General features: G+C 38.9%; 27 protein-coding genes and 1 pseudogene. 7 read left to right on the top strand and 21 right to left on the bottom strand.

Annotation, left to right across the window (positions count from 1 at the left end; genetic code table 11):
* Positions 1–70: 70 nt before the first annotated feature.
* The 9 genes from N4G44_RS21580 to N4G44_RS21540 all read right to left on the bottom strand — a co-directional run bounded on the left by N4G44_RS21580 (position 71) and on the right by N4G44_RS21540 (position 8,136).
* The gene (locus N4G44_RS21580; RefSeq protein ID WP_474929861.1) at positions 71–895 is read right to left on the bottom strand and encodes a flavin reductase family protein; all 825 of its coding nucleotides are present in this window, start codon (positions 893–895) and stop codon (positions 71–73) included.
* A gap of 86 nt (positions 896–981) precedes the next feature.
* Complete coding sequence (locus N4G44_RS21575; RefSeq protein ID WP_474929860.1) at positions 982–1,431, bottom strand: GxxExxY protein; 450 nt, start codon at positions 1,429–1,431, stop codon at positions 982–984.
* A 74-nt stretch (positions 1,432–1,505) separates the two neighbouring features.
* Positions 1,506–2,753: a fumarylacetoacetase gene (gene fahA / locus N4G44_RS21570; RefSeq protein ID WP_474929859.1), complete on the bottom strand. Its 1,248-nt coding sequence runs from the start codon at positions 2,751–2,753 to the stop codon at positions 1,506–1,508.
* 210 nt (positions 2,754–2,963) lie between these two features.
* Positions 2,964–3,284 (bottom strand): hypothetical protein, encoded by a 321-nt coding sequence (locus N4G44_RS21565; RefSeq protein ID WP_474929858.1) that lies wholly within the window; start codon positions 3,282–3,284, stop codon positions 2,964–2,966.
* 70 nt (positions 3,285–3,354) lie between these two features.
* Positions 3,355–4,485: a 4-hydroxyphenylpyruvate dioxygenase gene (gene hppD / locus N4G44_RS21560; RefSeq protein ID WP_474929857.1), complete on the bottom strand. Its 1,131-nt coding sequence runs from the start codon at positions 4,483–4,485 to the stop codon at positions 3,355–3,357.
* Between the two features lie 373 nt (positions 4,486–4,858).
* A complete protein-coding gene (locus N4G44_RS21555) occupies positions 4,859–5,188 on the bottom strand; it encodes a hypothetical protein (RefSeq protein WP_474929856.1) in 330 nt (109 codons plus the stop codon).
* Between the two features lie 146 nt (positions 5,189–5,334).
* Complete coding sequence (locus tag N4G44_RS21550; protein ID WP_474929855.1) at positions 5,335–5,511, bottom strand: hypothetical protein; 177 nt, start codon at positions 5,509–5,511, stop codon at positions 5,335–5,337.
* 137 nt (positions 5,512–5,648) lie between these two features.
* Positions 5,649–6,923, bottom strand: a complete 1,275-nt coding sequence (locus N4G44_RS21545; RefSeq protein ID WP_474929854.1) for an acetyl-CoA hydrolase/transferase family protein — start codon at positions 6,921–6,923, stop codon at positions 5,649–5,651.
* 25 nt (positions 6,924–6,948) lie between these two features.
* Positions 6,949–8,136: a homogentisate 1,2-dioxygenase gene (locus N4G44_RS21540; RefSeq protein WP_474929853.1), complete on the bottom strand. Its 1,188-nt coding sequence runs from the start codon at positions 8,134–8,136 to the stop codon at positions 6,949–6,951.
* Between the two features lie 121 nt (positions 8,137–8,257).
* Between N4G44_RS21540 and N4G44_RS21535 the strand changes: the two genes are divergently transcribed.
* Both N4G44_RS21535 and N4G44_RS21530 read left to right on the top strand, forming a co-directional pair.
* Positions 8,258–10,327 carry a TonB-dependent receptor plug domain-containing protein gene (locus N4G44_RS21535; RefSeq protein ID WP_474929852.1) on the top strand — a complete coding sequence of 690 codons (2,070 nt, stop codon included), beginning with the start codon at positions 8,258–8,260 and terminating at the stop codon, positions 10,325–10,327.
* Entirely contained in the window at positions 10,324–10,782 is a 459-nt protein-coding gene (locus N4G44_RS21530; protein ID WP_474929851.1) for a thioredoxin family protein, read from the top strand. The genes N4G44_RS21535 and N4G44_RS21530 overlap by 4 nt, the downstream gene beginning before the upstream one ends.
* Positions 10,783–11,013: 231 nt before the next feature.
* Here the strand turns inward: N4G44_RS21530 and N4G44_RS21525 are convergent, their stop codons facing one another.
* The gene (locus N4G44_RS21525) at positions 11,014–11,487 is read right to left on the bottom strand and encodes a cupin domain-containing protein (protein ID WP_474929850.1); all 474 of its coding nucleotides are present in this window, start codon (positions 11,485–11,487) and stop codon (positions 11,014–11,016) included.
* Complete coding sequence (locus tag N4G44_RS21520; RefSeq protein WP_474929849.1) at positions 11,480–12,472, bottom strand: quinone oxidoreductase family protein; 993 nt, start codon at positions 12,470–12,472, stop codon at positions 11,480–11,482. Before N4G44_RS21520 ends, N4G44_RS21525 begins: the two co-directional genes overlap by 8 nt.
* 92 nt (positions 12,473–12,564) lie before the next feature.
* Between N4G44_RS21520 and N4G44_RS21515 the strand changes: the two genes are divergently transcribed.
* Entirely contained in the window at positions 12,565–12,945 is a 381-nt protein-coding gene (locus N4G44_RS21515) for a winged helix-turn-helix transcriptional regulator (RefSeq protein ID WP_474929848.1), read from the top strand.
* Between the two features lie 71 nt (positions 12,946–13,016).
* Here the strand turns inward: N4G44_RS21515 and N4G44_RS21510 are convergent, their stop codons facing one another.
* The 4 genes from N4G44_RS21510 to N4G44_RS21495 form a co-directional block, all read right to left on the bottom strand.
* Positions 13,017–13,769, bottom strand: coding sequence for a glycine betaine ABC transporter substrate-binding protein (locus tag N4G44_RS21510; RefSeq protein WP_474929847.1), 753 nt, complete (start codon positions 13,767–13,769; stop codon positions 13,017–13,019).
* A gap of 102 nt (positions 13,770–13,871) precedes the next feature.
* Positions 13,872–14,699, bottom strand: coding sequence for an ABC transporter permease (locus N4G44_RS21505; RefSeq protein ID WP_110367868.1), 828 nt, complete (start codon positions 14,697–14,699; stop codon positions 13,872–13,874).
* Between the two features lies 1 nt (position 14,700).
* Positions 14,701–15,951, bottom strand: a complete 1,251-nt coding sequence (locus tag N4G44_RS21500; RefSeq protein WP_474929846.1) for a quaternary amine ABC transporter ATP-binding protein — start codon at positions 15,949–15,951, stop codon at positions 14,701–14,703.
* A gap of 540 nt (positions 15,952–16,491) precedes the next feature.
* Positions 16,492–16,857 carry a DUF1304 domain-containing protein gene (locus N4G44_RS21495; RefSeq protein ID WP_474929845.1) on the bottom strand — a complete coding sequence of 122 codons (366 nt, stop codon included), beginning with the start codon at positions 16,855–16,857 and terminating at the stop codon, positions 16,492–16,494.
* A 66-nt stretch (positions 16,858–16,923) separates the two neighbouring features.
* Between N4G44_RS21495 and N4G44_RS21490 the strand changes: the two genes are divergently transcribed.
* The 4 genes from N4G44_RS21490 (at position 16,924) to N4G44_RS21475 (ending at position 20,738) form a co-directional block, all read left to right on the top strand.
* Positions 16,924–17,496, top strand: a complete 573-nt coding sequence (locus N4G44_RS21490) for a Crp/Fnr family transcriptional regulator (RefSeq protein WP_474929844.1) — start codon at positions 16,924–16,926, stop codon at positions 17,494–17,496.
* A 63-nt stretch (positions 17,497–17,559) separates the two neighbouring features.
* Entirely contained in the window at positions 17,560–17,988 is a 429-nt protein-coding gene (locus tag N4G44_RS21485) for a DoxX family membrane protein (RefSeq protein WP_474929843.1), read from the top strand.
* A gap of 7 nt (positions 17,989–17,995) precedes the next feature.
* Entirely contained in the window at positions 17,996–18,439 is a 444-nt protein-coding gene (locus N4G44_RS21480) for a carboxymuconolactone decarboxylase family protein (RefSeq protein ID WP_474929842.1), read from the top strand.
* Between the two features lie 211 nt (positions 18,440–18,650).
* Positions 18,651–20,738: a M4 family metallopeptidase gene (locus tag N4G44_RS21475; RefSeq protein ID WP_474929841.1), complete on the top strand. Its 2,088-nt coding sequence runs from the start codon at positions 18,651–18,653 to the stop codon at positions 20,736–20,738.
* A 68-nt stretch (positions 20,739–20,806) separates the two neighbouring features.
* Here N4G44_RS21475 and N4G44_RS21470 read toward each other — a convergent pair whose 3' ends face one another.
* The 6 genes and pseudogenes from N4G44_RS21470 to N4G44_RS21445 form a co-directional block, all read right to left on the bottom strand.
* On the bottom strand, positions 20,807–21,733 hold the full coding sequence (locus tag N4G44_RS21470; protein WP_474929840.1) for a cyclase family protein: 927 nt from the start codon (positions 21,731–21,733) through the stop codon (positions 20,807–20,809).
* Between the two features lie 283 nt (positions 21,734–22,016).
* Positions 22,017–22,999, bottom strand: a pseudogene (locus tag N4G44_RS21465) (aldo/keto reductase).
* A gap of 72 nt (positions 23,000–23,071) precedes the next feature.
* Positions 23,072–23,746: a type 1 glutamine amidotransferase domain-containing protein gene (locus tag N4G44_RS21460; protein WP_474929839.1), complete on the bottom strand. Its 675-nt coding sequence runs from the start codon at positions 23,744–23,746 to the stop codon at positions 23,072–23,074.
* Between the two features lie 79 nt (positions 23,747–23,825).
* A complete protein-coding gene (locus N4G44_RS21455) occupies positions 23,826–24,113 on the bottom strand; it encodes a putative quinol monooxygenase (RefSeq protein ID WP_474929838.1) in 288 nt (95 codons plus the stop codon).
* A gap of 478 nt (positions 24,114–24,591) precedes the next feature.
* Entirely contained in the window at positions 24,592–24,996 is a 405-nt protein-coding gene (locus tag N4G44_RS21450) for an SDR family oxidoreductase (RefSeq protein ID WP_474929837.1), read from the bottom strand.
* Positions 24,996–25,610, bottom strand: a complete 615-nt coding sequence (locus N4G44_RS21445; RefSeq protein ID WP_474929836.1) for an NAD(P)H-dependent oxidoreductase — start codon at positions 25,608–25,610, stop codon at positions 24,996–24,998. Before N4G44_RS21445 ends, N4G44_RS21450 begins: the two co-directional genes overlap by 1 nt.
* Positions 25,611–25,792: the final 182 nt, after the last annotated feature.

Here is a 25,792-nt window from a genome sequence, read left to right as displayed (position 1 = left end):
TTCCAGATCTGTTGAAAAAATAAAAACCAGCCTTCATCAAGGCTGGTTTTTTTTATTGAGGAAGTGTGAATCATTGTATTGTTAAAAGTATCCAGGCTTCTTCGATTCTGCTTTCCAGAAGTAATTTCTGAGCATCCAAATGAACATTCTCATCTGCATGAAAATCTCCGGCAGGAAGAACTTCTACATTGGCAAGCATTCCCAGGTCGTTTCCTGTAAATACTTTACTATATTTGATGGAATCCGGCAAAAGATCGAACCCGATGCCTTTTGTTACCAACGGCTTCGGAACTTCAAAAAGGCTGTTCTCATTGCTTCTGGAATACCAGTTGCTTCCCAAACGGGCTACCATATCCAGCTTCTGTTGGTCTAAATTTCCAGATTCGTTCAGGTATTCTTCCCTGATATGGATTTTCTGCACTTCACAGATCACAAGGTTTCCTGCACCTCCCTGATCGCCTAATGATTTTACCTCCAAAACTTTACATTCAAAGTTGACAGGGCATTCTTCAATCAGTTTAGGCTGTACAAGGTCTGCTTCTTTCATCGTTAAGCCGGACTTAATAAACTCATTGACTCCGGTTTCATATTCTGTGGAAGCTAAAGAAATCTGCTGTACAATCGGAAAATTTACAGTCCCGATTACTACTTCAGGAACTTCCAGTACATTTTCCAAAGTATGTTTTGTGGTATTGTCACGCACTCTTCTCGATGGTGAAAAAATCAAGATCGGAGGAACGGTGCTGAACATATTAAAAAAACTGAACGGAGATAAATTAATGGTTCCGTTTTTATCAACTGTAGAAGCCAAAGCAATCGGTCGCGGTGACACAGCGGTCTGCATAATGGTTTGAAGCTGTACGGGAGATAATTCGGAGGGGATTACTGTTTTCATTGTTTTTGTTTAACACTTAAGTTAATTTTAGTTTTTTTGGTGTATTTTTTATAAGTACACTTGAGTTTTTTGAAAATCGTAGATTTTCATTCTTTTGGCAGTCCTTTAAAAGATTTAGCAGCAAAAAACTCACAACCTTCATGATATAGGTTGGTAACATTAAAATTAACCAATATTGAACGAGGTACTTTTAAAAGATTCATATAATTCAGTGTTTGAGCTTTATGAATCTGATGAATTTCAGAAACAGATTTTAGCTCTAAGACAATTAAATCTTCAATCAAAAAATCACACTTTAGCTTACAGTCTATATGTTGTCCTTTATAAATGAAAGGAATTTCAAGTTCACTTTGATATTTTAAACCTATTAGATTGAATTCTTTTTCTAAGCACTGATGATACACTTCTTCATATAAACCCGGGCCTGCCAGTTTATGAACCTCTATACAAGCTCCAACAACTTTATAAGAAAGTTCGTTAATCAGTTTTTGTGTAATCATGAGCAAAGAAATATGTTGAAAATCTACGATTTTCAAAAAACTAAAGTGAACTTAAATTTCCATAACCATTTAACTTAATAAACTTAAGTGTTTAATTTTAATTTATATGGTTAAACCGTTGGAATAATTTTTCCTGAAACCTCACCAAAACCTACTCTCACGCCATCTTTCTCTGCCCAGGCTTTCATGGTAACCGTATCGTTGTCTTCAATGAATTTTCTTTCCTGGCCATTGCTTAGCTGTAAAGGGTTTTGTCCTCTCCAGGTAAGCTCAAGCATAGACCCGAATGATTTTGGATCGCTTCCTGAGATGGTTCCGCTGGCATACAGGTCGCCAACCTCTACATTACACCCGTTTACCGTATGGTGAGCCAGCTGCTGGGCCATATTCCAGTACATGAATTTATAATTACTTTCTGAAATCAGGTTCTCTTCGCCATTTTCCGGCTTCAGGTATACTTCAAGATTGATATCATAGTTTTTGTCACCTTCAAACTTTAAATAATCTAAAACTTCAGGATCCTGTTTTGGAGAAGCTGTTCTGAATGGCTCCAGGGCTTCCAGGGTAACGACCCAAGGAGAAATGGATGAGCCGAAGTTTTTGGCAAGAAAAGGTCCCAGTGGAACATATTCCCAGGACTGGATGTCTCTTGCAGACCAGTCATTGAAAACAACCATTCCGAAGATGGCATCCTCAGCGTCTTTTGTAGAAATGCTTTCGCCCATTTCCGTGTTTCTGTTAAGAATAAAGGCCATTTCCAGTTCAAAATCAAGCTGCTTGCTTGGTCCGAAAACAGGTTTTTCTACATCTGCAGGCTTGGTCTGGCCTTTCGGACGGTTAATTTCCGTTCCTGAAACTACGATGGATGAAGCTCTGCCGTGGTAACCTACCGGAAGGTGTTTCCAGTTTGGAAGCAGTGCATTGGCAGGATCGCGGAACATTTTTCCTACGTTTGTAGCATGTTCTATGCTGCTGTAAAAATCCGTATAATTCGGGATGTGTACTGGCATCATCATTTTTACCTTATCAAGGTCATAAAATGCGTCTTCGATGGTTTTTTCATCTTTTGACAAGATAGAACCTTCCTGAAGAAGCTCCTGAATTCTGGTACGGACTACATTGGTAACAGGCTTTCCCAGTTCAATGAACTCGTTGATGGTGTAAGCTTCAAAGACATTATCAGCCAATCCTTCAATATCTTCAAAATAGGCAAGGTCGTAAAGGGTGGCAAGATCAATGACCTGGTCACCGATTCTTGTACAGCATCCGATATATTCTTTATTAAAAACGGCTACCCCGAAAGGAATATTATGTATAGAAAAGTCTGAATCTGAAGAATATTCTACAAATGATTTCATAATTTTTTTGGAATTTAAATTAAAATGGTAAGATAACAAATCTATCCAGATCTGCTAACCTGATTCTCCGGGAATTATTTCTTTTTGGAATAAGAGGCTTCATCTATCCACCTGTCTTTTGTGTTGACATCAATAAGATACAGGATATCATCCTGCTTGGTCAGCAGCAAGGTTTTGGTAACGGGCAGAGGAACTTTTTTATTTTCAAGTTTATCCGCTCTCAGGGAAAGAATATTTTTTTCTGATGATATCTCCCGTAAAAACATTTGAACTGCTTTCTCCGGTCGCTTTGTCATCAAAAACTTCCACATAGGTAGCTTCTTTACCTTTAATAACGATAAAATCTCTTTCAGTATGATCTTCCGCGTCCTTAATGAAGACAAATTTTTTATTGTCTACATTCACGTTTTCAAGATGCTGATTGATGCCTTTTCTTTCTTCCAAACGGTTCAGGATCTCATTAAGGGTTCCATACTGAGCTTTAAGCCCCAATGTTCCGAAAAATAAAACCCCGATTAATAATTTTCTCATAAATGTGTGTTTTAAAAAAAGTTTTGCCAGGACTTTTCATCCTGACAAAACTTTATATTCTATATTTAAATTAAAGATTTCCTCTTCTTTCCTGCTCTCTTTCCAATGCTTCGAATAATGCTTTGAAATTTCCGGCACCAAAGCTCTGTGCACCGTGTCTTTCAATGATTTCAAAGAATAGAGTAGGACGGTCCTCTACAGGCTTCGTAAAGATCTGAAGCAGGTAACCTTCTTCATCATGATCAATAAGGATGCCTAACTCCTGTAATTTTTTAAGATCTTCATCAATATGTCCAACTCTTTCGGGAACCATATCGTAGTAAGCCTCTGGTGGAGCGGAAAGGAACTCTACTCCGCGTTTTTTTAATTCGGTTACCGTGTGGATAATATCTTTTGTAGCTACTGCAATGTGCTGCACTCCTTCACCTTCATAGAAATCAAGATATTCTTCTACCTGGGATTTCTTTTTACCTTCTGCCGGCTCATTAATCGGGAATTTTGCGTATCCGTTTCCGTTGGACATTACTTTAGACATTAATGCAGAATATTCCGTATTGATCTGCTTGTCATCAAAAGAAAGGATGTTCACAAATCCCATTACTTTTTCGTACCATTCTACGGTAGGGATCATTCTGTTCCAGTCTACGTTTCCTACACAGTGGTCTACATATAATAAGCCTGCTTCTTCAGGGTTGTAATCGCTTTCCCACTTTTCATATCCTGGCATGAAGGCTCCTGTATAATTTTTTCTTTCAACAAACATGTGGATCGTTTCTCCGTATGTGTAAATTCCGGACATTCTTACTTCACCGTTGTCATCTGTTAAAGTTACAGGCTCCAGATATGGTTTTCCGCCTCTTTTAGTAGTTTCTTCAAAAGCTTTGTAGGCGTCGTCTACCCAAAGTGCCAAAACTTTCACTCCATCACCATGTTTTTTTACGTGCTCGCTGATAGGTGAGTCGGATTTAAGCCCTGTTGTTAATACCAATCTTATTTTCCCCTGCTGAAGAACATAAGAAGCGCGGTCTCTTACTCCTGTTTCAGGACCAGCATATGCTACAGACTGAAAACCGAAAGCGGTTTTGTAATAGTGGGCGGCCTGTTTAGCATTTCCTACATAAAACTCAATGTAATCTGTACCGTTGATAGGTAAAAAATTCTCAGCTTGAGCAATTTTTTCGGCAAATGTAAGTGTTGACATATTTCTATTTTTACTTTTATTTTAATGAATGCAAATTACAAAAATCTTAGAAATAGCGAAAGTATTGGAATAGATTCCTTCAATATACTTAACATAATGTTAAAGAAGAGTTCATTTAAGTATATTTAAGTTTCTTTATAATTAAATTGGATATCTATCTTTGATACACCAATAAGTGAAAAAAAATATTTTCGAAAAAAGGAAAGCCGTAGAAATTTCTACGGCTTTCCCTATTTTTGTATTCAGGCTTTTCTGTTTAATCTGCCTGCATCGGGATTATAATTATCCCATATTTTCCATGTATTATTTATTTTACGGATAAAATAAATCTGGGTATTAAGCTGGTTTACGAAGTGTTCTTCTCCGGTTTCACCTACTTTGAACAGAAGATTCCAGAATTCCTGGGTTTCCAGTATTTTTTTTCAGGTTCGTCGGTAACCAGATGAATATCAAAAACCTCGTAGTTGGAACGGTTGTTTTTAGTCACCAGGTGAAAGTCTCTTTCACATAATTCTTTGCTGAACCCGGAAGCTCTTTCCAGAAACGGAGAACCGTCAAATACCAGATCTTTAAATACTTCTGTATTATGCTCCGGGAATTTCTTGTAAAATTCAAATGCCGTAGCACAATAATCGTATACCATTTTGGTGAGAAATTCAAGGTCTCCTTCTACCGGTTCTTTTTCCGGTCTTTTCAGCTTCATGGACTGTATATAGTCGTTCAGGTCTTTATAGCCCAGAAAAATGCAGATTTTATCCAGTGTTTTCAGAAATCTGAGATCATTATGTGTTTTGTCCTGATAATCGTTTTCGAAAAAACGTTGCAGGGTGACATGTGATATTGTATTTCCTATTTCAAATTTTTTCCCCCTTTTAGTTCTTCAGCTTCAGATAATTCATCTTTTATAATTTCAGAAAGAATAATATAATGGCTTCTTTTCCACTCATTCACATTCCCCAAAACTGAATTTCTTACTTTTTCATGCTTTCCAACTTCTTCTCTTATCGAATTATATATAGTTTTCAATTTCCTTTGGTTTTGAATGAGTTTATCAAAAACACTGCCAAAATGTTAAATTATTTCTAAGACCAGTTTTGTTGAGTTATTAATATGCTATCATAATTTATAAAAAAACAGTCAGGCGGAATAAAGCTGAGATTTTCTTAGTGTTTAAATCGTTCATAAGCAGCTCTTTCCAGCATTTCCCTGTCATCCGGGTGTGCGATGCTGATAAGCTCCTGAGCCCGCTGGCGGAGATTTTTACCATATAAATAAGCTGTGCCGTATTCTGTCACTACATAATGGATATGTCCTCTTGTTGTCACCACACCGGCTCCCTGTTTAAGAAAAGGAACGATCCTTGAAACTCCTTTTTTGGTTCTTGAGGTGATGGCAATTATCGGTTTTCCGTCCTCACTCAGCGCTGCCCCTCTCATAAAGTCCATCTGGCCTCCGATTCCGCTGTATTGCAATGTCCCGATGGAATCCGCACATACCTGTCCGGTAAGGTCTATTTCAATGGCAGAATTAATGGCTACCATTTTTTTATTCCTCATGATATTGATCGGGAAGTTCACATCGCTTACATCTTTGAAGGCAAAAACGGTATTATCATCCACATAATCGTAGAGCTTTCTGGTTCCAAAACAGAAACTTGTGATGGTTTTATTATCGTTGTAGCCTTTGTATTTGTTATTGATCACATCATTCTGGATCAGGTCTATAACGCCGTCACTCAGCATTTCCGTATGAACACCGAGGTCTTTATGATTGTTTAGACATTTCAGAACAGCATCAGGAATAGTCCCGATACCCATCTGCAATGTCGATCTGTCCTCAATAAGTTCTGCTACATTTTTTCCCACAAGCATTTCTTCGGGACCTACTTTTGAACCGTAATCTACAGTCGGGAGCTCTTCTTCGTGCCAGACCAGCTTATGAATCCTGCTGATGTGGATCATCCCGTCTCCGTGCGTTCTCGGCATTAAAGGATTAACGATGGCAACAATAATTTTGGCGGTATCAACGGCAGCTCTTGCCACATCTACAGAAGTTCCCAAAGTACAGAAACCGTGTTTGTCCGGTGGAGAAACGGTTACCAGAGCCACATCCAACGGAAGTATGTTTTTTCTGAACAGAATAGGGATCTCGCTTAAGAACACAGGAACAAAATCTCCTCTGTCTGAATTCACCGCGTCCCTCACTGGTGTTGATACGAATAAGGAATTAACAAAGAAACTGTCCTTGTATTCCGGTTTTGCAATTTCAACGTTTCCCTGCTGGGTGATGGAAACCATCTCTACATTTTGCAGACGGTGGGATTGTCTTGCCAGTTCGTCTATTAAATAATTCGGAGTACACGCACTTCCGTGGAAAAATACGCGGTTTCCGCTTTTTACAGTATATATCGCTTCTTCTGCACTAATATAATTGTACATAATGAAATTTTTATGAGTGATTTTTTTATTCCTGGGAACGGTCTTCCATGGTTTTATCTGATTCTTCCAGCCATGAGGTTTTGTATGAAGGGTCTTCTACTTTCAAAGCTTCTTCTGTGATTTTCAATGGACGGAATGGGTCGACCATTACGGCATATTCTTCCGTGAATTTTTTACCGATACTTCTTTCCATAGCTCCCGGGTGAGGTCCGTGTACGATTCCTCCCGGATGCAGCGTGAAGTCCATCAGGTCGATGTGGTTTCGGCTCATAAAGTCGCCTTCTGTATAGAATAAAACCTCATCAGAATCAATATTTGAGTGATTATAAGGTGCCGGAATAGCTAAAGGATGGTAGTCATACATTCTGGCACAGAACGAACAGACTACGAAATTGTGACCTTCAAAATTCTGGTGTACCGGAGGCGGTTGGTGAATTCTTCCGGTAATAGGTTCAAAGTTTTTAATATTGAATTTATAAGGATAAAAATATCCGTCCCATCCTACGACATCAAAAGGGTGTGTGGCGTAGATAAAGTCCGTGATCTGGTTTTCTTTTTTTACTTTAATTAAAAATTCACCTTTTTCATCTTTAGGCTCTTTAAAAACCGGAGCTATGATGTCTCTTTCGCAGAAAGGAGAATGCTCCAGCAGTTGGCCGAATTCGTTTCTGTAGCGTTTCGGGGTATAAATAGGAGAGTGGCTTTCAAGGACAAAAAATACGGTATCTTCTGATTTCAGCTCTACCTGATAGATGGTCCCGCGGGGAATAATGAGGTAATCACCGGTCACAAATTCCAGATCTCCAACGAAAGTTTTCAGGATTCCTGTTCCCTGGTGAACATATAAAAGCTCATCACATTCTGCGTTTTTATAGAAATAGTCCATCGACTTTCTCGGCTTCGATAATCCCATTTTCAGGTCATTGTTCATCAGAAGGATCTTTCTGCTGTCCATAAAATCGTCTTCAGGAGTTACATTCATGCCTTTAAACATTCTTGGAGCAACGTTTTTTTCTACTGCGATCTTTGGCGTCACATCTTTTGCCGGCCCGATCGATTTTATCTGGGTAGGGCGGTGTATATGATATAATAATGAGGAAATTCCGTGAAAGCCTTCTGTTCCGAAAAGCTGTTCATAGTAAAATTTATCTTCCGGCGATTTGAAAATCGTGTGTCTTTTTTGTGGGATATTTCCCGCTTGATGATATCTCATTTTACTTTTATATGTAGTTTCTCAAATTTAATCATTTTTCATGAATTCATTCCAACAACATTTATCATGGTGTTTTGTAATTCAAAAATAATTGTTAGATTTGTCTAACAATTTTAATTTCATGAAACGAATATTATTTTCTGTTACTCTTTTATCCTCTTTTTGTTTTTCTCAGGAGACAGACAGCCTGAATTTACAGCAAAATGTAAAAGCCGATTCTGCAGCAGTTTTAAAAACAAAAGTGAAAACGAGTACTATTGAAGATGTTGTTATTACCGGAACCATAAAGCCTTTCAGCAGATCAAAAAGCCCCGTAGCCGTAGAGGTTTACAGTCAAAAATTTTTTCAGAAAAATCCTACGCCAAGCATTTTTGAAGCTATAGCAATGGTGAATGGAGTGAAGCCGCAGCTGAATTGCTCAGTATGTAACACGGGAGATATCCATATCAACGGCCTGGAAGGTCCTTATACAATGATTCTGATTGACGGAATGCCTATTGTAAGCTCTCTTTCCACAGTATACGGCTTAAGCGGGATTCCCAACAGTCTTGTGGACAGAATTGAAGTGGTAAAGGGGCCGGCTTCCTCTATTTATGGTTCCGAGGCGATGGGCGGAGTGATCAACATTATTACCAAGAATGCACTGACGGCTCCTAAATTAAGTGTCGATCTGATGACGAGTACCTGGAGTGAAAATAATCTTGATGTTTCAACGAAATTTAATATTGGAAAAAGTGCAGCCTCTTTATTGAGTTTAAATTATTTCAGCTTTAAAGAAAAAATAGACCAGAACAATGATAATTTTACGGATGCAGCCTTGCAAAGCAGGATTTCAATTTTTAATAAATGGAATTTTAAGAGAAAAGAAAACCGTCAGGCAAGTGTGGCATTGAGATATTTATACGAAGACCGTTTCGGAGGAGAAATGCAGTGGAACAGATCTTACCGTGGAAGTGGTGATGTGTACGGCGAAAGTATTTATACGAACAGGGCAGAGGTGTTCGGGCTTTACCAGTGGCCCTTGAAAGAATATATCGTAACCCAATTTTCTTACAATTACCATGACCAGAATTCTTTCTACGGCAGTAATCCCTATGATGCCCTGCAAAAAGTGGCATTTGTACAGACCTATTGGAGTAAAAAAATAGGAAGCCATGATCTTACCGGAGGAGTTACTTTCAAAAGCACCTTTTATGATGATAATACGCCCGGAACTCTATCTTCGGACGGAATTACCAATGCCCCGATGAAATCACCAATCTGGGGAGCTTTTCTACAGGACCAATGGGAAATTAACGAAAAAAATACGCTATTGCTAGGATACAGGTTTGATTACGATAAGATCCATCATGAAGTACATTCGCCAAGGCTGGCATGGAAATATTCTCCCAATCCTTACCATACTTTGCGGTTCAATTTTGGGACCGGTTTCCGTGTGGTGAACCTGTTTACGGAAGATCATGCTGCGCTTACAGGTTCCCGTGAGGTACTGATTAAGTCTGATCTGAAACCTGAAAGATCGGTCAACGGAAATCTGAACTATATCTGGAAAATTCCGGTGGGAAACCGCATGCTGCAATGGGATGCCTCGGCATTTTATACCTATTTCAGCAATAAAATTGTAGGGGATTTTGATACCGATCCGGATAAAATCATTTATGACAATCTCCATGGATACGGAATTTCAAGAGGAGCATCACTGAATGTGGATTACAGCTTCAGTTTTCCTTTAAGTGTCGGCCTGGGAGTGACCTATCTGGATGTTTACCAGAAATTTGACGGAGACCAAACAAAATCACAACAATTACACGCCCCGAAATGGAGCGGAACCTATAATCTTTCTTATAAGTTCCCGAATGATCTTAGTATTGATTTTACGGGGCAGTTCTATGGACCAATGAGACTACCGGTACTTCCCAATGATTATCGGCCTGAATACTCACCTTTTTATTCTTTAGCCAATATTCAGGTTTCAAAAAGCTTTAAATCCGGTTTTGAAGTGTATTGCGGGATTAAAAACCTGTTCAATTTCACGCCGAAAGATCCTTTGATGAGGCCTTTCGACCCGTTTGACAAGCATGCGGATGATCCAATAAGCAATCCGAACCATTATACTTTTGATACGGCTTACGGATATGCCCCTATGCAAAGGATCAGAGGTTTTCTGGGCGTAAAATATACTTTAAAATGAAAAGAATTTTATTTTTAATGTTGGTGCCCTGTTTTTATCTGTCGCAAATGAAGACAGGCACCTTTTCTGATCTCGAAACTTTAATGGAAAAAGATCCTAAACCGGTTATCATCCATTTGTACACAGACTGGTGCTCAGTTTGTAAAATGGAAAAAAAAGCTTTGAATAATGATGAAGAAATAGTGAGGCTGATTAATGAAAAATTTTATCTGATCAATTTTGAGGCTGAAAAAACGAAAGAAAAGATAAAATTTCAGGGAAGAGAATTTGAATATCTGCCGAATGGAAATTCCGGAATTCACGAGCTGGCATTGGCTTTGTCTAAAAATAAGGGCCAGCCTGTTTATCCCTTGTGGATTGTTCTGTATAAGGATCAGAAGTTAGTGTATTATCATGAAGGTCTCTGGTTGCCGGAAAATATGAAGCAGAAACTTCTGGAAATTTCTGCTTTGTAACTGTTTTTCTGATGTCATTGCGAGGAGCGAAGCGACGAAGCAATCTCAATAATTTTTTTTGTTTGAACTTTAGATTGCTTCACCTAAAGGTTCTCAATGATGGATATTTCTCTCGCAGATTTTGCAGATTGAGCAGATTTCTTGTTGCCGGATATTTCTATAGCGGAATAATCTTTCAATCTTTGAATCTTTGAATTTTTTAATCTTTTAATTTCTTAATGTTTTAATGTTTCAATTTTCACCAGCATCAATAAGTACTGCGAGCTGGATACACGGCTCTTCCGACCGGTTGCTCCAGGCATGATTGGTTCCTCTCTGAATGACAATGTCTCCAGGTTTAAGTAAAGTTTCACCTTCTTCCATGATCAGGTAAAGTTCACCGGAAAGAATGATGATGTAATCTAAAGTCTGCGTCTGATGCATCATGGGATGAGGTGCTCCGGCTTTAAATTCCACCCCGAGATCTTTATCGGGAGGGATGACAACGTAACGGAAATAAGTCCCGTTTTTCGGGGTTTGCGGAAATCCTGTGTTAGGAATTTTCGTTTCAATATCCAGTACTGCCGGCATTTTCTGCGTGTTCCAGATGTCTGAAATGATAAGCCCCGGAAGATGTTCCACTACATTTTCTGCCTGCCGGTCTTCAATAATAACAGATTTCCCGTTTTTGATTCCAGTGACAATGCGTCTGGGTATTTTATTCATGTTTCATGATGAGTTTGTGACCTTGGGTCTGATTATTTTTAAGAATGGAATGGGCTTTCAATACTGTTTCCAGCGAAAGATCCCCGACTGTTCTGTATTGAGGCGGGCTGATAATTCCGTTTTCAATAAGCTTGGAGATTTCCTCCAGATTTCCTTTGTAATATTGATAATCCTTGCTCATGGTGTAGGAATAATTGGAAATATTCACAATTACGGTTCCTTTATTGAAAAGGGTTTCATGAGCATCTTTTGTAACAAGGGCGGTAACATCGGCATAGGTTCCGTTAATTTTCAAGACCTCTGCAGTGACCTCAGACATATAATTTCCGACGAGGTCTATCCCAAAATCGAAAGGCTTATTGTTATTGGCTTTTAAAAGATCGTCAACAAGATTTTCTTCTTTATAATTAATAATCTGATGATTTTGTAAACCAATTTTTAATAGAATCTGCCTGTTTTCCTCACTTCCGACAGTTGCCACAACATTGCGGAAACGATTTGCCGTTAAATATTTAATCACAAAAGAGCCGACTCCGCCTGTAGCTCCGGTAACTAAAATAGTATCATCGGGATTTAATTTCAAACGCTTGAAGGTCTGTAGCGCGGTAAGTCCCGCCGAAGGAATAGCTGCAGCCTGCTCAAAAGAAATTCCTTTGGGCTTCAATGCAACGATAGCTTCCGGGACGGCAATATATTCGGCATAAGTCCCGTTGCTTCCCATCGAACCGCTTCCACAGAAGACTTCATCTCCGATGTTGAACTGATGGGCGTTGGCTCCTTTTTCTACAACTATTCCGGAAAGCTCACGGCCTAAAACAGGCGAGCTGACCAGCTTTCGTTCAAGCTCATTTTCAATCATTTGATAATCAATCGGGTTGAAACCGCTCGCCTTAATCTGAATTAAAACTTCGTGATCTTTTGGAACAGGTTTTTCAAACACAGCATTTTCAAGCTGGAAATTTTTATTTAATGCAATAACTTTCATATCAGTAAATTTGATACACAAATGTAAAGTGAGAATAGTTTATATTTGCTACCAGTTAACTATTGGTAACTAGTTACCTTAATGAAACTATTATGGCAAAAATTATTGAAAACGGTATAGAAAGGGAAGCAAGCTGTACAGAAGAGCTTTTTGCAATGCGCGACAGCCTCGATGTTTTGGGAGGAAAATGGAAGCTGATGATTTTGCGTTACCTGACGAACAGGACAGACCAGCAGATTCATTTTAAAAAACTGCAGCGTGGAATTGACGGAATTTCTGCCAAAATGCTCAGCAAAGAACTGAAAGAGCTGGAAATGAATCTTCTTATTACCAGAACCATTCAGGATACAAAACCCATTACCGTATTGTATGCCGTTACAGAATATGGAAAATCAGTTTTACCGGTTACTGAAACGCTCGTGAACTGGGGGATTATTCACAGGGAGAAAATTAAGGAATCAATGAGTTTCTGATATATAGATAAAAAAATCCTCAAACCCGGGGTAGAGTTGAGGATGTTAAGTTTGATCAAATATTTTGTTTATTAATTTTTATTTAACCACGACTGTACCAGTTCAGAGTGATCGTCCACCCATTGTTGGGCAGTAGCCTCTTTATTTTTACTTTGTTCCATTTTCATTAAGAGATCAGACATGTTTTCATCATCAAAATGGAGTCTGGAAAAGAATTTTGCCAACTCGGGATGATCTTTCGCAAAGCTTTTTCTGGAATAGGTTTTAATCTGTTCCGCTTCACCAAATATCTTTTTGGGATCATCAAGAAACTTAAGCTTCATTTTACCAAACATCCAGTGAGGCTGCCATCCGGTTACCACAATCCATTCTTTACGCTGTATAGCATTCTGCAATTCGGTGATCATGGCAATGGTAGAGGAGTTGATCTGCTGATAATCCAGCTGATAATCTATAATGGCTTTGTCTGTACCAGTGGTTAATCCGGCCCCTTTTTCAATTCCTATAATTCTGTGGTTGAATTGATCCTTGTGCTGATTGAGTTCTTCAATGGAATTAATAGTAACGTACTCCGGTACAACCAATCCTATACGTCCATTGTCATAATTGGTTCCAAGATGAGTCAGCCCCGGAAATTTAGCCAGTTTTTTAGCATGGGTGTAAGGAAGCCAGACTCCCAGGAAAAGATCTGTATCTTCATTATTCATTGAAGCCATGATCATATCCGTAGATGCTTTTTGAATAATAACATGATAGCCCTGTTTGTCCAGAATAGCTTTAACCACGTGGGTCATCGCAACATCCTCGGCCCAGCCATCGACCATTCCGATGGTGATATATTTTGAGTTTTTTATGTTTTCACACGAGTTTAATACCGTAAATACGAGCATTAAAACGGGAAAAAAAGATATTTTAATCGCTTCATTTTATTGTTTTTTCTTTACAAATCCCTGCGTAATACGGTCCAGGATAATGGCTAAAATCACGACGGATAAACCACTTTCAAATCCTAATCCGATATCCAGATTATTAATTCCTTCCAATACTTTCTCTCCCAAACCGCCAGCTGCAATCATTCCTGCAATAACAACCATGGATAAGGATAACAATATGGTTTGATTGATACCCGTTAAAATCGTTTTCATCGCTAAAGGAAGTTCTACTTTGAAGAGAATCTGACGATTGGTGGCTCCAAATGCCCTTGCCGCTTCTACAATATCTTTCGGAACGGCTTCAATTCCCAATGTCGTTAACCGAACAGCAGGCGGCATAGCGAAAATAATCGTTGCAAAAGCTCCCGGTACTTTACCGATACTGAAAAACAGCACAGCAGGAATCAGATAGACAAATGCGGGCATGGTCTGCATCAGATCGAGTAAAGGGCGAATGATCTTGTCTGCTATTTTGCTTTTGGCAGCTAAAATTCCCAGGGGAATAGAAAGAATAAGGGCTGTAATGGTGGAAACAAAAATAAGCGCCAGCGTTTCCATGGTTTCTTTCCAGAGTCCCATTAAAAATATCAGACTTAATCCCGCTGCGGTTACCACGGCAATGCCTTTTCCGGCTTTCCATAATGCCAGGAGGGTAAAAAAGAGAATGATTACATAAAAAGGAGTGTTTGTTAAAACCCATTCAATCCCCATAATGGAGGAGTTTCCCAGATGTTTTATGACATCAAATACAGGCTTTCCGTTTTCTGTGAGCCAATTGATTGCAGTTTCTACATATTGGCCTATATCTATAGTTTTATTCATCTTATTGGTTGTTTGCAATTTCTTTTAATTCTATAATCTCTTCTTCATTAAACTTGGTAGCTTCTATAATAAGTGATAATTGGGTAACAAGACCTAAAAATTTATTATCTTCATTAATTACAGCGATGGCCGATTTGCTTCCGGAAATTAATGGTAACATTTCTTCTACAGTTACTTCAGGATAAACCGAAGGAACATTACTGTTGATAATAGATTCTACTGTTGGTTCTTTCTTTTTGGCAATGCGGACAACATCGTTAAGCGTTACAAATCCTAAAAATTTATTCTGAAAATCTACAACAGGCAGGTTTTCCAGACCGGTAGTCCTCATTTTTCTTAAAGCTCCTTCAGGTCCGTCTTTTCTGAAACGTACCACTGTCGCTTTGTCGAACATTAAAGATTTTGCGGTGATGATCGTTTTACGGTCTACTTTCTCTACGAACGCTTTTACATAATCACTTGCAGGATTGGTTAAAATTTCTTCGGCCGTTCCTATCTGTTCTATGACTCCATCTTTCATAATGACGATACGGTCTCCGATTTTAATCGCTTCATCCAGGTCGTGGGTGATGAAGACAATGGTTTTTTGCAATGTATTCTGCAGTTCAAGCATCTGGTCCTGCATTTCAGATTTTATCAGTGGATCCAGTGCGGAGAAAGCTTCATCCATAAGCAAAACTTCAGGATCGTTTGCCAAAGCTCTTGCTAATCCTACTCTCTGCTGCATTCCTCCTGAAAGCTGCGAAGGGTATTGATTTTCAAAACCGGTTAATCCAACGATGTCCAGCGCTTTCTGTGCTTTTTTATCCCGGGAAGCTTTATCTTCTCCTCTTATTTCCAACCCGAAACCCGCATTGTCTAAAACCGTATGATGGGGCAGCAATCCGAATTTCTGGAATACCATACTCATTTCCGTTCTTCTTACTTCCAACAGCTCTTTGTTGTTTTTGCCGGTAATATCATCGTCATTGATGTATACTTTTCCGGAAGTAGGCTCATTCAACCTGTTTAGACAGCGCAGCAGGGTAGATTTTCCACTTCCCGACAGTCCCATGATGACAAAAAATTCTCCTTCATAAATTTCAAAACTGGCTTTGTTGATTCCTATGGTACAGCCTGTTTTTTCAAGAATTTCCTTTTTGGAAAAACCTTTGTCAAGAAGTTCCTGTGCTTTTTCTTTGTTTTTACCAAAGATGATCGTCAGGTCTTCCACTTTAAGTTTTACTTTTCTAATGTCTTCATTTTTTTCCATATTCAGAATTTTTCAATTAATAATTTGATATAAAGAATTGTACACCAATTCATTATATATGTTTAGCATTAGTTGTCATGCTGTTGGCAATAGGATAAAATAATTTGCTAAGCCTTTAATGATAAAAGCTTTAAACAAAAAATAACAGCATAAAGGCCTGTTGTGGTCTTATGTTTATTTTAAATATTTCAATAGATTATACTCTAGAAAAAGAGTGTATTATATAAAAGAAGCTCGTCTTTTATATAGATTCTATAATTAAATTACTGATGAGGTAATTACAGATATGTGTACTGAACAACTTGAATGGCTACATTTGATCAAAATGCTTGCCAGCATCAAAAAACTGGATATCAATTTTATGATGGTGCAAATTTACGTATTTTATATTAAATGGACTTTTACAGATGTAAAGTGTTGATTTTCAATAAGATTTTAAAGTGGTGGTTTTACGGAAATTTTTCTCTTATCATTAAAGTTAAGAGAATATGGATGTTCAGGTTATTTTAGGAAGTTCTTTTATAATTTAGCTTTATAAGGCTACTTCAATAAAACAGCAATAATCGCAAGGATGGCAGGCAAAGCCTGAACGAAAAATATTTTTTTGGTAGCAGAAATCGCTCCATAAATTCCGGCCACGGCTACACATCCTAAAAAGAAAAGCGCTACATTCGTCTGCCATTGTGGATCTTTAATTAAAAAAGACCAGATGAGTCCGGCAGCTAAGAAACCATTATAAAGCCCCTGGTTGGCCGCCAATCCTTTCGTAGGCTTAAACATTTCTGCCGGTAATGCAGCTTTGAATACTTCTTTCCCTTTGGTTTCCCAGGCGAACATCTCCATCCACAGGATATAAATATGTTCCAGGGCAACGACAGCGATCAGAATTTTAGCAACGACTTCCATGATTTTAATGTTTTTGACATTGTAAAACTAAAAAATAAAGTTAAGTTTGGTTACTTAATTGCAAAGATGGACAGTTTCAAGGCACATTTAAATAAATTTATCAAGATTACAGATGAGGAATTTGCTTCCATATTTTCTTTTTTTACAGAAGTGGAAGTGAAGAAAAAGCAGAACCTGATGCTTCATGGAGAGATCTGCAAATCGATGTATTTTGTTTCTATAGGCTGTCTCAGAAAATTTTTCATCAACGAAAAAGGAGCGGAACAAACCACTGAATTTGCCATAGAAAACTGGTGGATCACGGATACTTTCGCCTTCGAAAGACAGATCAAATCGGATTTTGGTATCCAGGCGGTGGAGCGTTCTACGATTCTTGTGATAGACAATCAGCAGCAGGAGCTTCTGCTGGAAAAACATCCCGTTATGGAACGGTATTTCAGAATGGTCTATCAAAGGGCTTACGCAGCTTCGGAAAGACGAATCCGTTATTTGTATGAAATGTCCAGAGAAGAATTATATGTACATTTCAGTACGCTGTACCCGTGGTTTATCCAGAGAATTCCACAGTATTTAATAGCTTCTTTTTTAAACCTTACTCCGGAATACCTGAGTGAAATCAGAGCAAAATTACGTTCTTAAACCAGTTTAAGATTTTTACCGATTATAAGTCGGAGATTTGTCATGTGATTAAAAACCAGTATCATGACAGACAGAAGTATCAACTTCCCGCAGTTGTTTTTAAGGCTTGCCATTGCCGTAACGATGCTTTCAGCAGTTGCGGACAGATTCGGTTTCTGGGGTGCCGGTTCAGCCTGGGGAAACTGGGAAAATTTTGAGGCATATACCAGGAAGCTCACCTTTTTCCTTCCGGAGTCTTTAAGTACTGTTTCGGCTTATGCGGCTACTTTCTTTGAAATCCTTTTTCCTTTAATGCTTCTTGTGGGTTGGAAAACCAGGATTGCAGCTTATGGAGCGGGTCTTTTGCTGCTGGTATTTGCATTGTCTATGACCATCGCATTGGGAGTTAAGGCTCCGCTTGATTACTCTGTCTGGGTAGGAAGTGCCGGAGCATTTTTACTGGCGGTTCAGCCGAAGTATTTTTTTAGTATAGATCATTTAACCCATAAATAATAATAGTATGAGCGCAAGATTAAATATTGCCAGCGTAGATTCAGCGGCTTACAAAGCGATGCTTGGACTGGAAGGATACCTTCAGACCATTTCACTCAACCCGATCCAAAAGGAGCTAATTAAGATCAGGGCTTCACAGATCAACAAATGTGCTTTCTGCCTTGATATGCATACAAAAGATGCCCTTAAATACGGTGAAACAACGCAAAGAATTTTCATTCTGAACGGCTGGAGAGAAGCTAAAGATTTTTTCACGGAAGAAGAGCAGGTTCTCCTGGCGATGACAGAGGAAATTACCCTGATCAGCGATAAAGGTCTTACAGAAGAAACATTCCAGAAGGCAAAACAGTATTTTGATGAGGCAGCCATTGCACAGATCATTATGGCCATCGTGACCATCAATGCATGGAACAGAATTGCTGTAAGTACGCATATGGACATTCCAAAATAGTTTTTTGTAAAAAAATATTATCAGAATAGCCTTTCAGTTTTTGAAAGGCTATTTTGTTGTTGCGATCGCTGCTGGGGATTGTTATGTTTAAAAATTTTATTCCTGTTTTTTATTAAAAATAATGTGATTTTGATTTTTTTATCATGAATTATGATGCTATTTGTAACATTTTTGACATTTTACTACTAACTGCTAAATCAATAAAAATAATATGAAAAGAACAACTACAATTATCAAAACTTTAGCCATCACATTATCTTTGGGATCTGCTCCTCTTGTCTTAGTACACGCACAGGACAGAGAGACCGAGGTTTCAGTAAAGAATCTGCCTAAAATTTCCACTTCTTCTGCAATGGGAAACTTTTATGCAAGTTTTAACGGACAGAATATTCCGACGGATTTTCTAATGACGAATTTGAAAAAGTGGCTGGGAACAGATGCCAACCATACTTTTGAACTGGTTAGTGCCAAAACGGATGAATTGGGTATCAAACATTCTGTTTTTCAGCATTACTTTAAAAATGTAAGAGTTGCAGATGAATTAATCCTTGTACATGAAAGGGATGGAAAAGTAACCTATGTGAACGGAGAATTAACTGCGAATATCAACCTGACTGTTCAGCAGTCTCTTACCAAAGCAGAAGTTGAAAGTATTGTCAATGCCGACCTGAGAACACAGGATACAACTTTTGCAGATTTTGAGCAGGTAATAACAAAAGTATATGCCGGTAAAGGCGTAGAACTGCATTCGGTTTCCCAGATAGATGCCCTGTCTCTGAAAACTTTGCAGGGGTACATGTACTATATAGATAACGAAACAAAGCAGATCGTAAAGAAGCTGGAAAAAATTCATCATCATAATGTAGCTCCTGTTATTAATAATATTTCAACCGTTAAGCTTTCAGCAGCACTTACATCTGTGGTAATTCCTTTTCTGGATACTTCGTCAACAAGTGCGACCTATTATAAAGGAAACCAGCAGATTACTGTAGATTCTTACAACGGAGCTTTCCGTCTGAAGGATAATGCAAGAAACGTACATACCCTCGACGGAACCGGTTGGGACGGTAACGGAAGCGCTGCTTCAGGTTTAACAGGTACAATTAATGAATATTCCAACAGTACGGCCAACTACACGGCTGCAGCTACCAAACCCGCTGTAGAAGTACATTGGGCAATGGAAAAAGCGCATGATTATTATGTAAACAGACATAACAGGAACTCTTATGACGGCAGCGGATCTATCATAAGAAACTATTATAATATTAATTTTAACAGGAATGCAACCACCGGTGCAGGCCAAACCCCAATTGACGGGACTAATGCAGCGGCAATTGACCAGCAGGGAATTGTAGCCATGGTGTATGGCAGTGGGTTATACCAGGGACAGGCAGGATATTTTGGTCCTATTGTGGGAATAGATGTGGCAGGACACGAATATTCACACTTAATGGTCAGCAGAACAGCTAACCTTGCTTATCAGGCCGAGTCCGGAGCGCTGAATGAATCTTTTGCGGATATGTTCGGTACAGCTATAGAATTCTATTCCAATGTAAATCCAAACTGGACTATTGCAGAGGGAATTCCTAATCCTGGTTTAGGAGCTAATTATTTCAGAAATATGGCCAATCCTAATGCAGGCTCCAACCAGATTGGCGGGCAGCAGCCTGATACTTATCAGGGGACTAACTGGGCAAGTACAGCCCCTCCGTATAACCAGACCAATGATCACGGAGGCGTGCACAAAAACAGTGGAGTAGGAAACTATTGGTTTTATCTGCTTTCCCAGGGAGGTTCAGGGACTAATGATAACGGAACTGCATTCAATGTGACTGGACTTACCATCCAGAAAGCGGAAAAAATTGCATTCAGGACTTTGACTACTTACCTTACGGCGAACAGCGGTTATATTAACGCTTATGATCAATCCAAGCAGGCTGCTATTGATCTTTACGGGGCAAATTCCAACGAGCTGCAGCAGGTAGAAAATGCATGGTGTGCGGTAGGAATTGGTAATTGTGCCAAATTGCTCGCCGTTGATGAAACCATTAAATCCGAACTTCAAAATATTAAAATTTATCCGAACCCGGCTACTAACGGTCAATTTACTATTGAATCCAATATAAAAGGTGCCGCAGATTATGAAATCTATGATCTTTCAGGCAAGCTGATCAAGCCGGCTGAGAAACTGGAAAAAGGCATCAATAAAGTGAATGGCAGCGGGATACAGTCAGGAGTGTACCTCGTAAAAATAAATGCTGAAGGGAATACTGTTTCCAAGAAAATAGTTATTAAATAATTAATATTTAAAATATTATAAAAATAGCCTTCAAAACTGAAGGCTATTTTATTTTGATGAATCAGATTCTAATAGATGGCTACAGGATTGATATTCACCTGTGTAGATCCTACATATAATGGCTGTCCCAGAACAAACAGAAATTCCCAGATCTTATCTTTCACCAATGGACGGCTGTCAATCAGCTCCAGATTGTAAATACCTTTTTTGGCCAGCATAAACTGGTTAATAGGGAATTCTTCCTTAGACTTTGGATTGGGATAAACTTCTGATGCCCAGGTGTCTCCCCCGAAGGCAACAATTCCTTGGTCAGCAAGCCATTGCGCGGCTTCCATACCAATTCCGGGCTCGGTTTCCAGGAATTTCCGGTTTTCTTTTCCGATCAGCTCCAGCCATCCGGTATTGAACAGGACGATGTCGCCTTTTCTCAAAGTTAATTTCTGTTTCTTTAAAACGGATTTGATATCTTCAACAGTAAACTCTGTTCCTCCGGGTACAATTGATTTTCCATAATGAGATGTCATATCGAGAACGACACCACGGGTAACGAAAGGCGGCACTTTTTCAACTCCCAGTTTTTTTACTCCTTCCACAGTTACAAAGTCGGTCGCTTTGTTTCCATTGTAGTATATATTATCAATTCCGATGTGGCCGATGCCGTTGAGCTGGGTTCCCACTCCGGTCCATCCGTTCACAAGCTCATCATTGAAGGTAAATTTATTGGGACCTATACTTTTTCCTCCCTGTTCTCCGGGCTGGATATTGTATAAGTTGAAACTTCTGTGTCTGAAAGCCGGAAGATTTTTATCAATAGGGACAGCAAGTGCCAGCGTTTTACCTTTTTTTACCAGTCCTAAAGCTTGTTTTATGACTTCAGGAGTTAACAGATTAGCTGCGCCGATCTCATCTTGTGCACCGTAAGCAGAAGGATACCATGATTGGTCTTCCGGATTAACAAGTGTCTGAGCCTTTAATGTGATGCTGCTTATAGTCAATAGGGTTACTAACCCGAATATTTTAATCAGGTTCTTTTTCGTTTTTTAAAGATTTATGATTTAAGAGAAAGGAAGCCGGAAGAGGGAAGTTGGGGGTAATAGAAGTCGGATAACAGATGGAATTGTATCGATTGGATTCGTGTATAACTTCAAGATTGTCATTCCGACGAAGGAGGAATCTCTTTTATATTCAGTATATTCAGAAAAATACAATAGAAGCCTCTTAATTACTAATACACTAGTAAGCCTTCCATCTTCATGCCTCCCTCTTCCAGCTTTTATATTATATCTCGCTCAATGCTGTATTGATGAAATTCAGTTCGTCCTGAGAAAGTTCAATAGACATAGCCTGGGCGTTTTCGATAGCCTGCTGAGCGTTTCTGGCCCCTGCCAGTACAACGGTAATTGCCGGCTGCATAGTGGTCCAGCGTAGTACAAGCTGCGAAAGGGAAGCATTTTTTTCTTGGCAACAGGTTCGATTTTTTCAAGGAATGTTTTCACTTTGTTTAAATCAAACTGTGAAAAATAGCCGTTTCTGTGGTCGTTATCCTTTAATTTATCTTCTTTAAAATATTTTCCGGTCAAAAGTCCTCTTTCCATCGGGCTGTAAACAATAATTCCCGAATTATTTTCTAAAGAGTAAGGAACCAGATCATTTTCAATAGCTCTGTTCAGCATGCTGTAAGAAACCTGGTTGCTCGCCAGATGAAGGGTTCTGTTAGCCTCCTGCATTTGTGAAACAGTGTAATTGCTCACTCCTGCTGCAAGAATTTTTCCCTGCTGGATAAGAAGTTCCATAGCTTCCATTGTTTCGCAGATCAGGGTGGTACTGTCCGGCCAGTGAAGCTGTAAAAGATCGATGTAATCTGTTCCCAGTCTTTTTAAGCTTTCCTCTACTTCTTTGATGATATTGGCTTTTGAAGCATATTTATAAACCGGAAGGGTTTTTCCTTCATCCTCAGCATCAAAGAAAAATTCTCCTTTTCCGTTATTGCTTCCGTCCCATACCAGTCCGAATTTGGTCAGCAGCTGGATTTTTGTACGGTCTTTTCCTTTAATAGCTTCTCCGATCATTTCTTCGCTGAGCCCGAAACCATAGAAAGGTGCCGTGTCAATAGAAGTTACGCCATGGTCCAGAGAGGCATGAATTGAATTGATGGAATCCTGTTTTTCATTTCCGCCCCACATATTTCCCCCGATGGCAAATGCTCCGTGAGTAATAGCAGACAGTTCCAGTTCTGTATTTCCTAATTTTCTGTATTCCATTTTTGTTTTGAATAAATTATATTTAAAATTTAACCACAAAAGACAAAAGCTTTATTCTTTTGTGGTTAATGATTATTTATTAAGTTCTTTTAAAATAGCTTCGCCTACGCTTTTTGCAGACTGTGGATTCTGTCCTGTAATCACTCTCTGATCTGTTACCACATGATTCTGCCAAAGTCCTGATTTTTCAAATTTTGCTCCTCTTTCTTTCAGTTTTTCTTCCAGAAGGAAAGGAACTACATTGGTAAGCTTCACTTCAGCTTCTTCTTCGTTGGTAAAAGCATTGATTTTCTTGCCGTCTACAAGATATTTCCCATTGCTCAGTTTAATATTCACAAGACCGGCCGGGCCGTGGCATACTGCCGATACAATGCCGCCTTTCTCATAAATTTTTGAAGCAATACCTGCCAGTTCCGTATTATCTGCGAAATCCCACATGGCGCCGTGGCCTCCTGCGTAGAAAATTGCGGCATAATTGTCCGGATTTACCTGAGAAGGCTGTAAAGAATGGTCGATCTTGTTTTTATATTCCGTATTTTCCCAGAATTCTTTATTTACGGGATCTTTTAAATCGAATCCGTCTACCGGAGGAGTTCCGCCTTTCGGACTTACAAAATCAATTTCATATCCTGCTTTGTGAAGCACTTCCCACGGATGGGAAACTTCGCCAAGATAATATCCGGTATCTTCGCCGGTGCTTCCTTTTTTGTCATGACTTGTTACGACAAATAAAATTTTCTTTTTCATAAGTTTAGATTTTTGGTGTTGTGCCTGTATAAACCCTACAGTCAGTAAGGCTAAGAATAAAAATGCTAATTTTTTCATGTTAAAGAATATGGGTGGTATAAATTTGTGGTTTTTCCTGTAGTTTTTCGTTAATGATAGCCCCGAAAGCCTGAATATAAGGCTGCTGGTTATGGTGGGCCAGCCCTTCTTCACTTTTCCAGATCTCATAGAAAATAAACTGGTTTTTATCCTCAATTCCCTGGTGAAGACTGTAAAGCTCACAGGCTTCTTCTTTTCTTGTTTCCTGCACCATATTCTGAAGGGTTTCCAGTACTTCCGCCTGATATTCTTCTTTGGCTTTTATAACTGCTGTAAGATAAATTTTCATATTAAATAAAATTTTCGATGGATTGATATTGTGGATTCCAGCCGAGTTCTGTTTTGGCTTTATCCGCATTACATAAACTGTTTGAAGCAAATCCGAAATACCCTCCCGCAGGGCCAAATGTATTGACAGCTTCCTGTATGCTGACAGACTGTGCCGGTTGTAGATTGTATTGCCTGCTTATATTTTCTGCCAGATTCCTGATGGTGGAAGAACCGTTTTCGGCATAATAAAGAGAACCTGGTTTTGCCTTTTCCAGCGCAAGTACATACAGATCTGCAAGATCTTCGATGTGAAGGTTCGACCAGATATTTTCACCTTTTCCAAAGTAAGCTCCAAATCCTTTTTCTTTAGAGAAATTGATCAGGGCCGGAAGCTGAATGCTGTCTTTTTTAAGCCCAGACCTTCACCATAAACCATCGTAGGTACAATGACGATGCTTCTTATATTTTTTTGGCAGACTGAAGAATGTACTGGTTAATCAGCACCCTTGATGCCATTTCAAGCCTTGGATCCAGCGGAATATCTTCTGTGTACACAAAATCATTTTTTCTCCGTTCTCTTTTCCTCCGAAAATAGCTGAACCTGAAGTAAAAATAAACGTTTTACCGGTTCCTTCCAGCGCATTGATAAAACTGTCAGCTGCATAGGCATCATCAGCAGAATCCGCGGTATGGATAATGGCATCAGCATTAGAAATGGCTGCATTCAAAACAGCTTCATCATGGATATTACCTATAATGGATTCAATTCCTTCCTCCTTCAATTTTTCTGCTGCCTCTGCATTACGGACAAGTCCTGTAACCTTGTAGTTACGCTCTGTCAGCTTCTTAGCTACGGAGCCCCCGATATAACCGGTGATTCCAGTGATCAGTATATTTTTCATCAGGCTAGTTGGGGTTTAAGTTCTTTTTCAAAAACCTGTTTAACGTGGTCTCTGTAAAGTTTCATATCACGCTCTATATTGGCGTTTTTCTCTACATCATGGAAGTGAAAGCTTTCCATTTTTTCCAAAGAAACAAAAGCATTCATTCTATGGAATCCAAATAATGGTCCATTATCTACACTGGTCTCATTGAAGAATTCTCCGGGAAGTGTAAAGGCTGTTTCAGGAGCATTCCAGCTTGTGGTTACCATATATTTTCTTCCGCCCAGCATTCCTCCGGTTCCATAATTGATTTCCGGGTTTTCAGCTTTTCTTCCGTCACTCATGTAAATTCCTTTGGCATGACCGGCTGTGAAAACTTCATCGATATATTTTTTGAATCCATTAGGAAGCTGGAACCACCAGATCGGAGTGTGGTAGATAATAAAATCTGCCCATACAAATTTCTTTACTTCTTCATCCTTATCGAATCCGTCTGCAATATGCGTGGTTTTTACTTCTATATTTTCAAATTTCTTAAGTACTGCAAGTGTATTTTCTGCAATCGTGTTATTATATTTTCCTCCGGAATGTCCGAAATTTTGTCCTGCGTTAATGATCAATACTTTTTTCATTTTATGATTGTTTAAATTTTATGATGCAAAGTTACATTCGGACATTGTATAATAAAAATAATATAAATTATAGTAAACTATCAGAATTTTTATGGAAAGTATATTGTCAATTTTGAATAGTGAATTATGAAACCGTCAATATAAATTCACCATTCACTTGTGAAGCAAAATTCACCATTGAC

It is taken from the genome of Chryseobacterium sp. GTID13, from assembly GCF_056172655.1.
This window is presented reverse-complemented; position numbering and strand designations above follow the sequence as displayed.

Excerpts from the sequence above, each read along its gene's own strand:
- N4G44_RS21500 (WP_474929846.1), bottom strand. The coding sequence starts at position 15,951 with ATGGAAAAAAATGAAGACATTAGAAAAGTAAAACTTAAAGTGGAAGAC.
- N4G44_RS21480 (WP_474929842.1), top strand. The coding sequence starts at position 17,996 with ATGAGCGCAAGATTAAATATTGCCAGCGTAGATTCAGCGGCTTACAAA.
- N4G44_RS21545 (WP_474929854.1), bottom strand. The coding sequence starts at position 6,923 with ATGTACAATTATATTAGTGCAGAAGAAGCGATATATACTGTAAAAAGC.
- N4G44_RS21510 (WP_474929847.1), bottom strand. The coding sequence starts at position 13,769 with ATGGTCGATGGCTGGGCCGAGGATGTTGCGATGACCCACGTGGTTAAA.
- N4G44_RS21445 (WP_474929836.1), bottom strand. The coding sequence starts at position 25,610 with ATGAAAAAAGTATTGATCATTAACGCAGGACAAAATTTCGGACATTCC.
- N4G44_RS21555 (WP_474929856.1), bottom strand. The coding sequence starts at position 5,188 with ATGAAGCTGAAAAGACCGGAAAAAGAACCGGTAGAAGGAGACCTTGAA.
- N4G44_RS21540 (WP_474929853.1), bottom strand. The coding sequence starts at position 8,136 with ATGAGATATCATCAAGCGGGAAATATCCCACAAAAAAGACACACGATT.
- N4G44_RS21485 (WP_474929843.1), top strand. The coding sequence starts at position 17,560 with ATGACAGACAGAAGTATCAACTTCCCGCAGTTGTTTTTAAGGCTTGCC.
- N4G44_RS21475 (WP_474929841.1), top strand. The coding sequence starts at position 18,651 with ATGAAAAGAACAACTACAATTATCAAAACTTTAGCCATCACATTATCT.
- N4G44_RS21505 (WP_110367868.1), bottom strand. The coding sequence starts at position 14,699 with ATGAATAAAACTATAGATATAGGCCAATATGTAGAAACTGCAATCAAT.
- hppD (WP_474929857.1), bottom strand. The coding sequence starts at position 4,485 with ATGTCAACACTTACATTTGCCGAAAAAATTGCTCAAGCTGAGAATTTT.
- N4G44_RS21460 (WP_474929839.1), bottom strand. The coding sequence starts at position 23,746 with ATGAAAAAGAAAATTTTATTTGTCGTAACAAGTCATGACAAAAAAGGA.
- N4G44_RS21565 (WP_474929858.1), bottom strand. The coding sequence starts at position 3,284 with ATGAGAAAATTATTAATCGGGGTTTTATTTTTCGGAACATTGGGGCTT.
- N4G44_RS21535 (WP_474929852.1), top strand. The coding sequence starts at position 8,258 with ATGAAACGAATATTATTTTCTGTTACTCTTTTATCCTCTTTTTGTTTT.
- N4G44_RS21530 (WP_474929851.1), top strand. The coding sequence starts at position 10,324 with ATGAAAAGAATTTTATTTTTAATGTTGGTGCCCTGTTTTTATCTGTCG.
- N4G44_RS21520 (WP_474929849.1), bottom strand. The coding sequence starts at position 12,472 with ATGAAAGTTATTGCATTAAATAAAAATTTCCAGCTTGAAAATGCTGTG.
- fahA (WP_474929859.1), bottom strand. The coding sequence starts at position 2,753 with ATGAAATCATTTGTAGAATATTCTTCAGATTCAGACTTTTCTATACAT.
- N4G44_RS21525 (WP_474929850.1), bottom strand. The coding sequence starts at position 11,487 with ATGAATAAAATACCCAGACGCATTGTCACTGGAATCAAAAACGGGAAA.
- N4G44_RS21495 (WP_474929845.1), bottom strand. The coding sequence starts at position 16,857 with ATGGAAGTCGTTGCTAAAATTCTGATCGCTGTCGTTGCCCTGGAACAT.
- N4G44_RS21455 (WP_474929838.1), bottom strand. The coding sequence starts at position 24,113 with ATGAAAATTTATCTTACAGCAGTTATAAAAGCCAAAGAAGAATATCAG.
- N4G44_RS21490 (WP_474929844.1), top strand. The coding sequence starts at position 16,924 with ATGGACAGTTTCAAGGCACATTTAAATAAATTTATCAAGATTACAGAT.
- N4G44_RS21450 (WP_474929837.1), bottom strand. The coding sequence starts at position 24,996 with ATGAAAAATATACTGATCACTGGAATCACCGGTTATATCGGGGGCTCC.
- N4G44_RS21580 (WP_474929861.1), bottom strand. The coding sequence starts at position 895 with ATGAAAACAGTAATCCCCTCCGAATTATCTCCCGTACAGCTTCAAACC.
- N4G44_RS21515 (WP_474929848.1), top strand. The coding sequence starts at position 12,565 with ATGGCAAAAATTATTGAAAACGGTATAGAAAGGGAAGCAAGCTGTACA.